The 13,668-nt window shown below is 58.4% G+C and carries 13 protein-coding genes; 3 read left to right on the top strand and 10 right to left on the bottom strand.

Features of this window, described 5'->3' with window-relative positions; translation table 11 throughout:
• Window positions 1–115: 115 nt before the first annotated feature.
• Both QC815_RS00730 and QC815_RS00725 read right to left on the bottom strand, forming a co-directional pair.
• Window positions 116–835 (bottom strand): Crp/Fnr family transcriptional regulator, encoded by a 720-nt coding sequence (locus QC815_RS00730; protein WP_309766419.1) that lies wholly within the window; start codon window positions 833–835, stop codon window positions 116–118.
• Window positions 836–1,037: 202 nt separating this feature from the next.
• The gene (locus QC815_RS00725; protein ID WP_230446124.1) at window positions 1,038–1,757 is read right to left on the bottom strand and encodes a Crp/Fnr family transcriptional regulator; all 720 of its coding nucleotides are present in this window, start codon (window positions 1,755–1,757) and stop codon (window positions 1,038–1,040) included.
• Between the two features lie 670 nt (window positions 1,758–2,427).
• On the opposite strand from QC815_RS00725, the gene QC815_RS00720 reads away from it, so the two are divergent.
• A complete protein-coding gene (locus QC815_RS00720; protein ID WP_309766417.1) occupies window positions 2,428–4,257 on the top strand; it encodes a putative bifunctional diguanylate cyclase/phosphodiesterase in 1,830 nt (609 codons plus the stop codon).
• 6 nt (window positions 4,258–4,263) lie between these two features.
• On the opposite strand, the gene QC815_RS00715 is transcribed toward QC815_RS00720, so the two are convergent.
• From QC815_RS00715 to QC815_RS00705, 3 genes are all read right to left on the bottom strand, one after another.
• On the bottom strand, window positions 4,264–4,527 hold the full coding sequence (locus QC815_RS00715; protein ID WP_230446126.1) for an AMP-binding protein: 264 nt from the start codon (window positions 4,525–4,527) through the stop codon (window positions 4,264–4,266).
• Between the two features lie 22 nt (window positions 4,528–4,549).
• Window positions 4,550–5,038, bottom strand: coding sequence for a hypothetical protein (locus QC815_RS00710; RefSeq protein ID WP_230446127.1), 489 nt, complete (start codon window positions 5,036–5,038; stop codon window positions 4,550–4,552).
• A 253-nt stretch (window positions 5,039–5,291) separates the two neighbouring features.
• On the bottom strand, window positions 5,292–6,137 hold the full coding sequence (locus QC815_RS00705; protein ID WP_309766415.1) for an ABC transporter ATP-binding protein: 846 nt from the start codon (window positions 6,135–6,137) through the stop codon (window positions 5,292–5,294).
• Window positions 6,138–6,410: 273 nt separating this feature from the next.
• Here QC815_RS00705 and QC815_RS00700 point away from each other — a divergent pair, with 273 nt between their 5' ends.
• Window positions 6,411–8,549: a TonB-dependent receptor gene (locus QC815_RS00700; protein WP_309766413.1), complete on the top strand. Its 2,139-nt coding sequence runs from the start codon at window positions 6,411–6,413 to the stop codon at window positions 8,547–8,549.
• A 74-nt stretch (window positions 8,550–8,623) separates the two neighbouring features.
• On the opposite strand, the gene QC815_RS00695 is transcribed toward QC815_RS00700, so the two are convergent.
• The 3 genes from QC815_RS00695 to QC815_RS00685 all read right to left on the bottom strand — a co-directional run bounded on the left by QC815_RS00695 (window position 8,624) and on the right by QC815_RS00685 (window position 11,675).
• Window positions 8,624–9,595, bottom strand: a complete 972-nt coding sequence (locus tag QC815_RS00695) for a FecCD family ABC transporter permease (RefSeq protein WP_230446457.1) — start codon at window positions 9,593–9,595, stop codon at window positions 8,624–8,626.
• Between the two features lie 71 nt (window positions 9,596–9,666).
• Window positions 9,667–10,671 carry a FecCD family ABC transporter permease gene (locus QC815_RS00690; RefSeq protein ID WP_230446130.1) on the bottom strand — a complete coding sequence of 335 codons (1,005 nt, stop codon included), beginning with the start codon at window positions 10,669–10,671 and terminating at the stop codon, window positions 9,667–9,669.
• Complete coding sequence (locus tag QC815_RS00685; protein WP_230446131.1) at window positions 10,665–11,675, bottom strand: ABC transporter substrate-binding protein; 1,011 nt, start codon at window positions 11,673–11,675, stop codon at window positions 10,665–10,667. The genes QC815_RS00690 and QC815_RS00685 overlap by 7 nt, the downstream gene beginning before the upstream one ends.
• A gap of 221 nt (window positions 11,676–11,896) precedes the next feature.
• On the opposite strand from QC815_RS00685, the gene QC815_RS00680 reads away from it, so the two are divergent.
• A complete protein-coding gene (locus QC815_RS00680) occupies window positions 11,897–12,760 on the top strand; it encodes a putative RNA methyltransferase (RefSeq protein ID WP_230446132.1) in 864 nt (287 codons plus the stop codon).
• Window positions 12,761–12,863: 103 nt separating this feature from the next.
• On the opposite strand, the gene QC815_RS00675 is transcribed toward QC815_RS00680, so the two are convergent.
• Together QC815_RS00675 and QC815_RS00670 are read right to left on the bottom strand one after the other, a co-directional pair.
• Window positions 12,864–13,070 (bottom strand): cold-shock protein, encoded by a 207-nt coding sequence (locus QC815_RS00675; RefSeq protein ID WP_027336479.1) that lies wholly within the window; start codon window positions 13,068–13,070, stop codon window positions 12,864–12,866.
• A 220-nt stretch (window positions 13,071–13,290) separates the two neighbouring features.
• Window positions 13,291–13,506: a TIGR02450 family Trp-rich protein gene (locus QC815_RS00670; RefSeq protein ID WP_230446133.1), complete on the bottom strand. Its 216-nt coding sequence runs from the start codon at window positions 13,504–13,506 to the stop codon at window positions 13,291–13,293.
• Between the last annotated feature and the right edge of the window lie 162 nt (window positions 13,507–13,668).

The raw sequence follows: 13,668 nt of genomic DNA, 5'->3' as shown, positions 1-13,668 counted from the left end.
ATTGAAGGCAGGTTTATATGATCAATGCTTGGAAAAATCTGGTGCAGAACGACACCTGAGCAGGTGATCCATATGGCATCCGGCAGGCGGGCGAACGAGACTCAGAGAGTCAGCACTACGCAGGCGGGAGCGTCATCATCTTCGCATACAACGCACGGTCTTCGTTATAGCACACGCAGGCGGCGGCGATCAGGCCGGGCCGATCAAGTATATTGATTTCACCCCGGTGATACCCGATCAGGCCACGCGTCTGCAGTGCGATCGCTGCCATGGTGATGCCTGCCCGTCTGACGCCGAGCATCATGGCGAGAAACTCATGAGTCAACTTCAGTTGATCAGTGCCCGCGCGATCCTGCGTCATCAGCAGCCAGCGGGCGAGGCGGGCCTCTATCTGATGAAAATGGATGCAGGCGGTGGATTGGGCCAGCTGCTTCATGACGACGTAAAGGTAATGCTTCAGCCGCTGATGCAAGACGGGGCTGTCGAGTAGCTGGCGATGGAAATTGGCGGCGCTCATTCGGAGCGCCGAGCCCGTACCTTGCACCAGGGCGAGCAACGGTGCCTCGGCGATGCCCAGCACCAGGGAGCTCCCCAGCATGCCTTCGCAGCCCGCCATGGCGACTTCCAGTCGGCTGTCGCTATCGATCACCACAATCAATGAAATGAAGCTGTCGATCGGGAAATAGACGTGGGTAATGGCCTGGGTGGGCTGCAGGAGCACGTCGCCAAAGGTGAGCTTGACGGTCTCGCAGTCGGCCATAAAGGCCTTTCGCTCGACGTCCGGGAGCCCCGCAAGCAGTTGATTGACAGCTGGAGTGTGCAAAACAGACGTCATGTGCCTCTCCGGTTACAAAACCTGGCAAACGGCACAATGAGGAACCTATCATTTCGATGTCGGCTGCAGATCGATACGCCGTCATCAGATTATCTGACGGTACGCCTGAATATTAACATCCGGTAAATCACGCGTCGGCACGCTACCGTACATAACGCCGTCCTAATAGCGTTGGTTAAGACGGCGGTGGCGGGGAGGTTATTCACACCACCTCGGGGTGCTTGAGCAGGCGGTCGTACTCGCGCTTGACGACCGCGTAGCATTCGCAGACGCGGGCTTCGAGCCCGGGCCGGTCGGTCACGGTGATATGCCCACGGTTGTAGGAGATCAAGCCAGCTTTTTGCAGTTTACCCGCCGACTCGGTGACCCCTTCCCGGCGCACGCCCAACATGTTTGCAATCAATTCCTGGGTCATGATCAGTTTGTCGCCCGGGAGGCGGTCGAGGCTGAGCAGCAGCCAGCGACATAGCTGCTGGTCGACGCTGTGGTGGCGGTTGCATACCGCTGTCTGTGCCATTTGCGTCAGCAAGGCTTGGGTATAGCGCAACAGCAATCGCTGCATGGGGCCGGCGCGGTAGAATTCGTTCTTGAGCAGTTGACCCTTGAGGCGATAGGCCGTGCCTGCACTCTGGACGATCGCGCGGCTGGGGGTGGTTTCGCCGCCCATGAACAGCGATACGCCGACGACACCTTCGTTTCCCACCACGGCAATCTCCGTCGAGGCGCCATCCTCCATCACGCACAGCAGCGAGACGATGGCATCAATGGGAAAGTAGACATGGCTCATCTGCTGGCCGGATTCGCTCAGCGACTGGCCTAGGGTCAGCGTCACCTTTTCGAAAGAGGGTAACAGCCTTTCAAGCTCTTCTTCCGGTAGCAGGCCAAGCAGCGCGTTTTGCTGTAAAACTGTCGGTTCTAGCATTGAAAATCGATCCTTGTCCCTGTGTGACGCACAATGTCTGAGCGCAATGCTCACAGTTGACTTATGTTGTCAGGCGCTTGTATCGGGTATTCCAAGGCGTGGCGGTAGACGTTTCTAGTATAGAACGCCGCAAGGCAAGCTCTGTACGCTAGCGCACATAGGCGTGGTCGACCTGATTAAAAAAGCCATCCGTACAGTCATCGGCCTGATGGTAGATACGAAAAATAGTCGCCTTGCATGTGTGCTAACGCACAGTCGGCGGCGGGCTTACCGTCTAGTGTTCGTATGAGTGTGGCAACGGAGTTGCCTGGACAGGATGTCACACTTTGCGCTGCAGGGAACGCAGCGCCACCCCTCAACGTTTCATTATCACCACTGCCTTGCAGTCGTTACCTCGCCCTGGTTTTGCACCCATGCTCAGCCTGCCCAAATTGCCAAATTAAAAATTGCGTTTGTGTTCGGTGGCGCACAGAAGCGTGTCGCTTGACTCCCTTAAGGTCGAAATAAAACGCTGATATTGCCCAAGCCAACGTACCGGTTTTAGGGGGCAAGGCGTAAGGGCGATGGTGAAAAGGAGCGTATCCCATGGGTGTGGATGTCATCTTTGAAACGGTCACGCAAGCCGCTGTTATATCAACCGCACTTGGAAGTGCAAGGAAGAGACAAGCCGATGCGGCGCGTTAAACGTCGCCCTGTCCACTCGCAGTGGAGGGCCGTCACCGCCGTTGAAACACCCATTGACACGCGCCTGCGCGAGGCTGAAACCGCCTTGAAGGCCGCAACAGAATGGGCCCAGGTCACCTTGAATTCGATCGGCGATGCGGTGATCACCACGGATCTGGCATCGCAGGTTACCTATCTGAACCGCGTTGCGGAAGCGCTCACTGGCTGGTCAAGCCATGAGGCACTTGGCAAGCCTTTGGAACAGGTGTTGGCGCTTATCGATGGTCATACCCTGGAACCTGCCGCCAATCCAGCGCGGCGGGCGATGGACGAGAACCGCACTGTCGGCCTTGCCGTCAATTGTGTATTGGTTCGCAAGGATGGCAGTCAGCTGCTGATCGAAGACTCAGCGGCACCGATCCATGACCATGCGGGCTTTCTTCAAGGCGCGGTGATCGTCTTTCATGATGCCTGCCATTCGACTGAGCATTCTTCCAAGCTGGCTTACCAGGCGCAGCACGACGCCCTCACCGAGTTACCTAATCGTGCGCTCTTCTCTGAACGCTTGATGCGCGCTATTGGTCTGGCAAAACGCCACCATCACCAAGCTGCGCTCTTGTACATGGATCTTGATGCGTTCAAGGCCATCAATGACTCACTTGGGCACGCCATCGGTGACTGTCTGTTGCAGTCGGTGGCGGGGCGTCTTACACATTGTGTTCGAAGCACCGATACGATATGTCGCCAGGGAGGCGATGAATTCGTGGTGCTCCTGAGCGAGATCGACAAGCCCCAGGATGCGGTGAGAATTGCGGAGAAAATCCTCGCAACGCTCGCCGAGGCGCATTCCATCAGCCAACACGAGCTGCATGTTACCGCAAGCGTCGGGATCAGTATTTACCCAGACCACGGCAGTGATGAGCCCACCTTGCTCAATAATGCCGATACGGCGATGTATCACGCCAAGAAAAGCGGTCGTAACAAGTACCAGCTGTTTAGTGCCGAGATGAACGCCCAGAAAACGCAAAACAATCGTCTGGAATCCCAACTAAACCTGGCGCTCAATGCAGACGCGCTGTTTCTCGATTTTCAGCCCCGGATAGATCTCGCCACCGGCCATATGGTGAGTGCCGAAGCACTGGTACGTTGGCACAACCCGACCCAGGGACTCATGCAACCCTCGGCGTTTTTGCCCATTGCGGAAGCCCGCGGGTTGATAGTGCCTATTGGTTACTGGGTACTGGGCGAGACCTGCCGGCGGTTGCAGGCCTGGCGGCGGGAAGGGGGGCATATCGTGCCTATCGCGGTGAATATGTCGGCGATGCAGCTGCGCGACTCATTACTGCCCGCCCGAGTGGCAGAGATATTGGCCAAGACCGGGCTAGAAGCGCGGTTTCTGGAGATTGAGGTGGCTGAAGGTAGCCTGACCCATCTGCATACCGATGCTTCGATATCGACCCTGGTAGAGCTGAGTCGTATGGGAATACGTATTACCATCGACGACTTCGGGGATGGGCGTGCCAGCCTGAAGCAGCTGCAATGCTTTCCCATCAATACGATCAACCTCGCGCCATGTTTTTCCAACTGCATTCTTGATCACCAGAAAAGTGACGCTTTTACCAAGGCGCTGATCAACTTTCTTAAAGGTCTATCTTTCCGCGTTAACGCCAAGGGCGTGGAAACATTGGCCCAGCTCAAATACCTCGAAATGCAGGGTTGCGATGGCGCCCAGGGGTTCTGGTTAAGCAAGCCGCTTTCGGCCACACATTTCGGCGTACTGCTCTGCCCCGACCGCCCCAAACCGCAGTTGCGGCAACTGGTGCTGCGTCATCATTAGGCTTAACTACTTTCCTTTATCGTGATCGGCTACCGCGACCGCCATTAGATCAGTATTGGGGGCATCCACCGCGGTTTTGACTGCCTGCTCGACGGCACTGAGGCTGATCACTTCGTCCCCCAGGTTGGCAAAGCGGGTATAACGGTCAATCAGCGTCAAGAAGCCGTCTTCATCGATAAACCCTTTATCACCGGTCACGTACCAGCGTTGGCCGTCGAGCGTTTTAATGGCGTCAGCGGTGCCTTCGGGGTCATTGAGGTAGCCCTGCATGACTTGGGGCCGCTGATAAGAATCATCGCGGCGGCGCCGGTGGGCAGCTCCGCAAAACTTTCTGGGTCGACGATTTTAACGCTGGTGCCGGAGCAGCATGCCCACCGTGCCGGCTTTGATGCCCCGCTGTACTCGGCAGCAGCAAGCCGGCGTTTGGCCCGGCGTTCAGCTTGCGGATGCGCTTGGTCAGCAGCAGGCTTTCGGTCAGCGCCTGGCCGGCATTCAGCGGGCGGCTGAAGAAATCCGACAGGGCGGGCTCGCCGGGGCGGCGTTTCACGCTGCGGATCCACGCCTCCGGGAGCGTCGTGAGTTCATTGATGGCGTGCTGCCAGGAGTGGGTGGCCTGCTCGAAAATGCGCCGCTTGAGCACGTCGCCCGGGGTGTCCTTGGGTAGCGGCTTGCCAAAGGCGACCACCACCGAGCGGTGCAGCGGGGCATTGCGCCGTGCTTTCAGCTTGCTGGATGAGCGGGAAAACTGGCTGCCCCATAGGCCGCGCAGGTAGAAGGGCACGATGCGTACATCTGGGTTGGCTTTTTGACAGGCGCGCTCGAAGCCACGGCGCAGTTCGCCCAGTTGGCCTCGGCCAGGCGCGGCTTACCGAACAGCCCTTTGACCAGACCGTATTTGGCCGGAGAGTAAAAGGCCGATTGAATCGCCAGCAGTAACGTCATGGCAAACGCCAGCCAAAACCAGCCCTGGTAGTAAGCGATGGTGATGCCCAGTGACACCGCCACTGCCGCCCAGGTGGCCGCCTTACCATACCTTATAAAGCTGCGGGTGCTCTGGCGGGTTGCTTGACGTTTCTGGCTGGCCGCGTTCGCGGTATGCATAGCGGACGGCTGTTTTCGGGATCGAGGATGACATTCGCGTCCAGCTCGAATACGCGCTTGAGGTTGTGGGCGGTAAACACCTCGTTGGGCGTGCCACTGGTCACGATATGGCCGTCGCGCATCATCACCAGCTGGTCGGCGTAGGCGGCGGCCAGGTTCAGGTCATGGAGCACCAACAGCAAGGTACGGCCACGTTCATGGGCCAACCGCGAAAGGAGTTCCAGCAGGTCAACCTGTACCTTGAGATCCAGGAAGGTGGTGGGTTCATCGAGCAGCATCAAGTCGGTCTGCTGGGCCAGCACCATGGCAATCCAGCAGCGCTGGCGCTGCCCACCGGAAAGTGTGTCAACGCTTTGGTCGGCAAAGTCGGTGACGTCGGTGAACGCCATGGCCTCGCGAACGGCCTCGGCGTCTTCACCCGCATTCCGCCGCCATAATCGCTGGTGCGGAAAGCGGCCCATGCTCACCAGTTGCTTGACGCTCAGGCTCTCGGGCGCGATAGGCCCCTGGGGAAGAATGCCTAACTGTGTGGCGACTTCGCGGGTATTGCGATGATGAATATCCTTGCCGTCCAAATAGACATGCCCGGCGCTTGGAGTGAGCGTTCGAGCGAGCGTTTTTAGCAGCGTGGACTTACCGCTTCCGTTGGGCCCCAGCAGTACGGTCAGCTGACCCTCCGCCACCGCCAGGCTGACATCGTTCAATACCCGTCGAGACTCATAACCAGCGCAGAGGTGCTCGGCGGCCAGTCGGGCGTGAAGGGCTGAAGAGAGAGGCATGAAAGGGCTCGGATAGCATCGAATCAGTTGCCACCGTAAGACAAAAAGTTCTCATTTTCAATAAGCTCTAACTAGAAGTGATCACTCACTTCTTTTTGTCGTCCGTCATCGCCATGCCTTGAGCGTTACCTTTGCAAGCATACCTAACGTTGTCGTGCGGCATGCGATCCATGGCATCCAGTGCATTATTGTTTTATATTATTAAAATAATTATCATTTAGATGCGCATTTGTATTAATCGGGATCATTCAAACGCAAGGGGATAAGAAAACGATGCACTTCAAGAAACGGGCGGTATGCTGGCCCACGCTGACACTCGCGAGCTTGGTGACGGTCAGTCATGCTTATGGGCAGGAGGCTTCCGCTATCGCGTCGCAAAACGCGGCCGATGATGCCGATTCGACCATGGTGGTCACCGCGACCCGCAGTCGTAGCGATGAGGGCGAGACGCCCCAACGTGTGACCGTGATCGACCGTAAGCAGATCGAGCAGCAGATGGCGATTACCGATGACCCGGGCCAAGTGCTGAGTAACCTGATTCCGTCTTATTCGCCCAGCCGCCAAAAGCTCTCCAACGCCGGGGAAACCTTTCGTGGCCGCGATGCGGCTTTCCTGATCGACGGGGTTCCACAATCCAACCCGCTGCGCGACAGTTCGCGTGACAGCTACACGATTGATCTTTCCATGGTCGAGCGCATCGAGGTCATTCATGGGGCCAGCGCTGAGCATGGCCTGGGGGCCACTGGCGGGCTGATCAATTTTGTGACGCGTCGTGCCGAGGGTGGGGGTATCAGCCAGCATGCGGGTGTCCGCCTGACCACGGATGATGACTTCGAGTCCGACGGCTTCGGCCATAAACTGGACTACCGGATCAGCGGTCAGCATGAAGACTGGGATTTTGTGGCCGCCGCTACGCGCCAGGAGCGCGGCGCGTTTTACGATGGAAACGACGCGCGTGTGGGCATTGCCTATCCAGGTGAGCTACAGAACGCTAAAAGCTATGATCTATTCGGTAAGCTGGGTTATTGGATAGACGATAACCAGAACCTCGAGCTGTCGCTTAACCACTTTGATCTAGAAGAAAGCAACGGCTATGTGCCAGTAGCGGGCGACCGTGATGAGGGCGTTCCCACTACGGCGCAGAGGGGCACGCGAGATGGTGAGCCTGGTTTCAACGAGGTCACCACGGCGCGGTTGTCGTACTCACACGCCGATTGGCTGGGCAACGAAATAGACGCCCAAGTCTATCATCAGCGCTTCCGGGCCCGTTTTGCCACCACGCCTTATTTCCCTTATCTGGACAGTGCCGGTAACACCCAGTACGACCAGACACGTAACGAGTCTGACAAGGTGGGCGCCAAGTTCACCGTTAATCGTGACGGGTTGTTGGACGACCGCCTCGGCCTCACTGCGGGGCTGGACATAGTACGCGATGAAACGCGTCAAATGCTGGTGGAAACCGGGCGCACCTACGTGCCGGAAAGCCAGTTCGATAATATCGCGCCGTTCCTGCAGGGTAAGTTTGAACTGGCCGAGCCGCTTACGCTTCACGCTGGGGTTCGCCACGAGCACGCCGACCTGGAGGTGGATACCTACCAAAGCATCGACCGCAGCAATGTGACCCAGGACAATGTGACCGTGGAGGGCGGTAAGCCAAGCTTTGATGAGACGCTGTATAACGCTGGCTTAACCTATCAAGCCACCAAGTGGGCGCAGCTTTACGCCAACTACTCGGAAGGCTTTGGTATGCCGGATGTCGGCCGGGTGCTGCGCGGTATCAGCACGCCGGGGCAGAACGTCGATAACCTGTTACAGCTTCAGCCGATCGTCACCGACAACCGTGAAATCGGCGCCCGTTTTGATTGGAACCGCTACGGCCTGGAGTTGAGCTACTACGAGTCAAATTCCGACTTCGGCCAGCGCCTTACCGAGCAGAACGGCACCTGGGTGGGCAACCGCGAGAAGACCGAGATCCAGGGCGTTGAAATTACCGGCGATATGCAGGTGACGGACAATCACGACGTCTCGCTTTCGTATACCCATGCCCAAGGCGAGTCCGATCAGGATGGCGACGGCCGCGTGGATACCGACCTCACCGGCATCAACATCGCGCCGGATACGCTCAAGCTCGGCTGGAACGCTACCTGGAGTGATCGCCTCTCCAGCCGTTTGCAGAGCACTTACTACTTCGATCGCAGCGTCGATAATCCTGAACTCGATTTCGAAGGCTATGGGCTTGTCGACGCCTCGTTGGCGTATCGTCTGCCAGTTGGCAGGGTCTCCGTAGGTGTCGAAAACCTCACCGACGAAGATTATCTGACCTATTACTCCCAGTCGGCGCGGATCAGCGACGAGTACTACTTCACCGGCCGTGGGCGCACCTTCTCAGTGGGTTATCAACTGGATTTCTAGGCAGTTCAGCTTAGCTAGCTCGCTCGCTTGAGGGCGGCCCTGACGGGGCCGCCTTTTTTTGATGGATGGAGGCATCAATCACGGCGATGACGCGTTCTATACAGTAAATAAACAAAACAGGGCGCACCGATGCCGGAAACAAAGATGCCTGCGGGTAGATCTCTGGGCAAAAACGCGACCCGACCCAGCAGGTCGGCATAAAGTACGATCAGTGCGCCAATCAGTGCGGAGGCAGGCGCCAGCCTTGCAAACTGGCGCCCCACCAGCTTGGCGGCCATGTGCGGCGCCATCAGTCCGACAAAACTCAGACCGCCGGCAAAGGCCACCGCCGCGCCGGCCAGCGCCACGCTGCAGGCCAGCAGCAACAGCCGGCTGCGCAATAGGTTTACCCCTAACCCCTGGGCCACCGCGTCGCCAAGTGCCAGGGTATCCAGATGCCGTGCGTGGCCCAGGCAGAGTGGAAGCGCCAGGACCAACCAGGGCAGCATGCCCACGACGTCGTGCCACTGGGCGGCATAAAGGCTGCCGGTCAGCCACACATAGGCGGTCATGGCGGCGCTATCATCGCTGATAACGATCAGTAACGTGGTCACCGCGCCCATCGCGGCGGAAAGGCCAATGCCTACCAGCACCATGCGGGTAGGGCTAACGCTGCCTTTCCAGGCGAACAAGAACACCAGCAAGGCTGCAAAAAGCGCGCCGCTGAGGGCGGCGAGGGGAAGCCAGCCAATGCTAAGTTGAGTGCTTAACAACGCCAGAAATATCACCGATGCCATGGCGGCACCGCTGGTGATACCGATCACATCCGGCGAAGCCAGCGGGTTGCGTACAATACCTTGCAGGATGGCACCGGCAACCGCCAGTGCCGACCCCACCAGCACCGCCAACAGAATACGGGGAAGGCGTAGCTCCCAGACAATAAAGGCGATGTCGCTTTCTGCCGGGGCGGCCAGCGCGTGCACGACCTGCCCGGGCGGTGTGGGGAAACTGCCAAGGCTGAGCGAAAGCCCGATACTGGCCATCAAGCAGATCGACAGCAGTCCCATGACCGTCCAGTGGCGTTCCAATGGGACTGTGTTCAGCCGATGCGCGAGGCGCGTTGAAAGCGGCAGAGAGGTCATGATGAAACCTGTTGTCGACGTGCCAGGTAGATAAACCATGGGGTGCCGATAAGCGCTGTGATCACGCCCACAGGCACCTCCTGGGGCGGCATGACAAAGCGTGACAGCACATCCGCCAGCAGCAAGAGGCTTGCGCCCATCAGAGCACTGGCTGGCAGCAGCCATCGATGGTCGACGCCAAACAGGCTGCGCGCCATGTGCGGCACGATGAGTCCGATAAAGCCGATCATCCCTGCGAGCGCTACTGATGACCCTGCCAGCAAAATCACCGCCAGCCCGAGTAGCAGCTTGATCGTGCCCGCGCGCAACCCAAGCCCCGCTGCCATGTCGTCGCCCAGCATGAGCGCATTGGCGTGCTTGACCAGCAATCCGCACAGCACCAGGGCAATACCAAAAAGGGGCAGCAGGGGAACCACCAGCGACAGTTCGCGCCCCGAGACGGAGCCTGCCAGCCAGTACAGCACGCTCTCGAAGCTCTGCTGATCAACGATCAGTAGCCCCTGGCTAAGCGATACAAACATGGCCGTGACGGCGACACCCGCGAGGACCACGCGAAGCGGGGCAAACTCGCCAAGCGGCCCGCGGCTGAGGGCGACGACCAGCAAAGCGGCCGCCAGCGCCCCGAATAGTGCCGCCCAGATGTAGTCGGCGGGGGAATGCAGCGGCAATAACGAAACGGCGACGACAACGAAAAACATGGCCCCCGCGTTGATACCCAACAGGCCCGGTGATGCCAGCGGGTTACGGGTCATGGTCTGCATCAGCGCGCCGGCTATCGCTAGGCTCGATCCTACCAGGGTGGCGATCACCGCACGGGGAAAGCGTTCGGTGCGCAGCACGATATGCGCCACCTGGGTTGGGTCGTAGTGGGCGAGCGACGCCAGCAGGGTCGCCCAGGAAATCTCGGTGGTGCCGAGCATCACGTTAGCCAGAAACGCACCCAGCGCGACCAGTACCGCCAGGGTCAATCCTGCGCCGTTGCGGGCTTGCTCGCTTAGCATTTATCAGACTCCATGCCGGCCGTAGAGCCTGAAGCGCATGCCATCGACTCGCCGTCTGCGGAGGGTTCCAGGCCATAATGCGCATAAAGGTCATCCAGCATGGCATTGGCGGCCAGAATGCCGCCGCCCATGATCCAGTTAACCGCATCGACTTCAAAAACGCGCCCGTTGGCGACCGCATCGAGCTGCTGCCATAAGGGATGCGAAGTCCAGCGTTGGTAATTCTGGCGGATGGCAGGGTCGTCCGGCTCCAGCAGGACAAAGATCACGTCGGCGTTGATGGCGGGAATATTCTCTTCGCTGGTCAGCTTTATTCCCCATCCCTGGTCGTCGAGGGAACTGGGTTGCTCAAACCCCAGCTCGTCGAGAATGGAGCCCGCAAACCCCGACGAGTAAATACGCACATGGTCGCTTTTAAAGCGCACAACGGCGGCTTTCTGGGGCCAGTGAGAGCCCGATGCGTGACGGATCTTGTCGCGGAAGTCCGCCACTCGCCGATCCCACCTTTCCAGCAACGCGCGGGCGGTGGGTCGGCGGTCTGTCGCTTCAGCGATAAGCATAAGACTTGCTTTAAAATCATACACCTTGCCTGCCACCACCGTGGCCGCCGTCTTTTCCAGCAAGGGCATCACCCGCTGATGGCGAAAGCGCGTGGCCACAATCAGGTCAGGATCAAGCCAGGCGATCTTTTCCAGATTGGGCTGGGTTTCCAGTCCCACTTGTTCTACGTCGGCCAAGGGGGCGCGCAAGTAGTGATACATCGGCTTTTCCAGCCACGACTCCACGACGCCCACGGGTGTGATGCCCAGGGCGACGGCGCTGTCCGTCGCCCCTTGATAAAGGGTGACGACACGCGGCGATGCGGTATCAAGCGTGCGCTGAGCATCCTGCGGTTGGGGGCGATGGCGTTCAGTGCTGTTGGTGGCTAACGTCACGGTGCTGAAAAGCATGAGAAACAGCAGCGCCAATGGCAACTTGGTGATAGGCAGAGGACGAGTCGTCATGTCGGCTTCCTGGCGGACGCTGTCTTTAAGCAAAGGTGGCGGGAGACGGCGGGTATGTAAAACGCCAAACGAACGGTGGGCGATGATTACATGGCGTATTAACTAATGCAAATCGTTGTCATTTGAGGTCTTCTGTGACGCCTGACTGGCTTTCCCGTGTTGGTGCGGTACCATGCTGCGCTGCGTTGGCTCTTCTTACCTAGGCTAAAGGCACTACTAGCATGAGTATTTCTCCGTTTCAGGCGCTGGCCTGCCCGTTGGATGGCGAGCCGTTACAAGTGGACGGTCGCGTCTGGCGCTGTGCCGCCGGGCACAGCTTCGATGTTGCCAAGCAGGGCTACGTCAATCTTCTGCCCGTGCAGCAGAAACGCTCGGCGGATCCCGGCGATAGCAAGGCTATGGTGGCGGCGCGGCGGCGTTTTCTTGAGGCGGGTTATTATCAGCCGGTTGCCGACGCGGTCAGCTCGGCGGTTTTCAGCCATGCGCTGCAGGATGAAGGTGATACGCCGCTTGGCTGCCTGGATGCTGGCTGCGGTGAAGGCTATTACCTGCGCGGCCTGGCATCGGCGGTGCCCGAGGCGTCGTCGCTTGCGCTAATGGGGCTGGATATTTCCAAGTGGGCGATACAGGCTGCGGCCAAGCAGGACGATAAAGCATCGCCGCAAAGTCGCTGGGTGGTGGGCAGTAATGCCAATCTGCCGGTGACGAGTGGGGCGCTTGACCGCGTACTGTGCATGTTTGGCTTTCCGGTTCATCGAGAATTTGCCCGTGTGCTCAAGCCGGGCGGCTTGCTGATACAGGTCGAGGCCGGAGCGGATCATCTGCGTGAGCTGCGCGATATCATTTACCCGAGCTTGAAGCCTGAGCGTGACATGCCGCTTGAGCAGCCTGAGGGCTTCAGGCACCTCGGCACAGAGACCTTGCGCTATGCGTTGACGCTGGACGATGGGGAAGCCGTTGCGGATCTGCTGGCGATGACGCCGCATTTTTACCGGGCGTCCGCAGAGGGGCGTGAGGAAGCAGCGCAACTCAAGGCTATCACGGTAACGGTGGAGGTGCGTATCGTGCGGTGGGAGCGCGTCTAGGTGGCGTTGAACAAAATTTTGGGGGCCACAAACGCAACAAGGCCCGCATGAGCGGGCCTTGTTATTCGAACCCCGGAGGATTCGAGCAAACTGCTAACGGATGTTAGGAAGTTTGCTTGATGTTTGAAGCTTGAAGACCTTTCTTGCCTTGGGTAACGTCAAAAGAGACGCTAGCGCCTTCTTGTAGGGATTTGAAGCCGTCGGCTTGAATCTCAGAGAAGTGGGCAAAGAGGTCGTCGCCGCCGTCAGAAGGAGCGATGAAACCGAAGCCTTTAGTGTCGTTAAACCATTTAACTGTGCCAGTTGCCATGATGTAGATCCTTTCGCGCAAAAGCGCCTTAATTAAGTTCCTGGTATTACCCAGATTGAAGTAGCGGGTGAAACAAGGAATACAATGTCAGGCTGCCGAAATAGATCGTACACTTCTGAAACCATGCTGCTTGCTAACCACTGAGCACACAATGTCATGAATCGCCGGGTGTGTCAAAACCTTTCCGGTTATTTTTCTACAGGCCGCCGGATGGTCTCGGTTACTGCCAACCCATCTTCCATACGCTGTCATCTTTCAGGCGTTGCCAAGGGAGTATCGTTTCGCGATGGGAGTGAACGGCCTCAAGCACGACGTCCACGACATTGTCTTCTTCGTCGCGCAGTAATTGGGTGACGATGAAGTGTTTCTCTTTATTGCGCGGTGCCACGGCCGTCCACTTGCTGTGGTGCAACTTGCTGGGATTGATCGTATGCATGGGGGCTCCGGTTCGAGGGAAATACCTGGGAGAAGTGTCAGGTGGAGATTGCTGGGTATCGCGCCGATTTTCAATGGGCGATTCCCGATGCCTGATTGGATGCATGGCGTCGCTGGTTGGCGGGCGCACGACGCCATGGCTATGCCACAATAGAGGAATGCT

This window comes from Vreelandella gomseomensis, from assembly GCF_031451645.1.
Classification (GTDB): Bacteria; Pseudomonadota; Gammaproteobacteria; order Pseudomonadales; family Halomonadaceae; genus Vreelandella; species Vreelandella gomseomensis.
The sequence above is the reverse complement of the archived record's forward strand: the minus strand, read 5'-3'. Positions and strand labels throughout refer to the sequence as shown.

Coding starts and splice junctions, on each gene's coding strand:
- QC815_RS00715 (WP_230446126.1), bottom strand. CDS start 4,527: ATGCAGGGCTACCTCAATGACCCCGAAGGCACCGCTGACGCCATTAAA.
- QC815_RS00730 (WP_309766419.1), bottom strand. CDS start 835: ATGACGTCTGTTTTGCACACTCCAGCTGTCAATCAACTGCTTGCGGGG.
- QC815_RS00685 (WP_230446131.1), bottom strand. CDS start 11,675: ATGACGACTCGTCCTCTGCCTATCACCAAGTTGCCATTGGCGCTGCTG.
- QC815_RS00700 (WP_309766413.1), top strand. CDS start 6,411: ATGCACTTCAAGAAACGGGCGGTATGCTGGCCCACGCTGACACTCGCG.
- QC815_RS00720 (WP_309766417.1), top strand. CDS start 2,428: ATGCGGCGCGTTAAACGTCGCCCTGTCCACTCGCAGTGGAGGGCCGTC.
- QC815_RS00705 (WP_309766415.1), bottom strand. CDS start 6,137: ATGCCTCTCTCTTCAGCCCTTCACGCCCGACTGGCCGCCGAGCACCTC.
- QC815_RS00690 (WP_230446130.1), bottom strand. CDS start 10,671: ATGCTAAGCGAGCAAGCCCGCAACGGCGCAGGATTGACCCTGGCGGTA.
- QC815_RS00675 (WP_027336479.1), bottom strand. CDS start 13,070: ATGGCAACTGGCACAGTTAAATGGTTTAACGACACTAAAGGCTTCGGT.
- QC815_RS00695 (WP_230446457.1), bottom strand. CDS start 9,595: ATGGGACTGCTGTCGATCTGCTTGATGGCCAGTATCGGGCTTTCGCTC.
- QC815_RS00725 (WP_230446124.1), bottom strand. CDS start 1,757: ATGCTAGAACCGACAGTTTTACAGCAAAACGCGCTGCTTGGCCTGCTA.
- QC815_RS00680 (WP_230446132.1), top strand. CDS start 11,897: ATGAGTATTTCTCCGTTTCAGGCGCTGGCCTGCCCGTTGGATGGCGAG.
- QC815_RS00670 (WP_230446133.1), bottom strand. CDS start 13,506: ATGCATACGATCAATCCCAGCAAGTTGCACCACAGCAAGTGGACGGCC.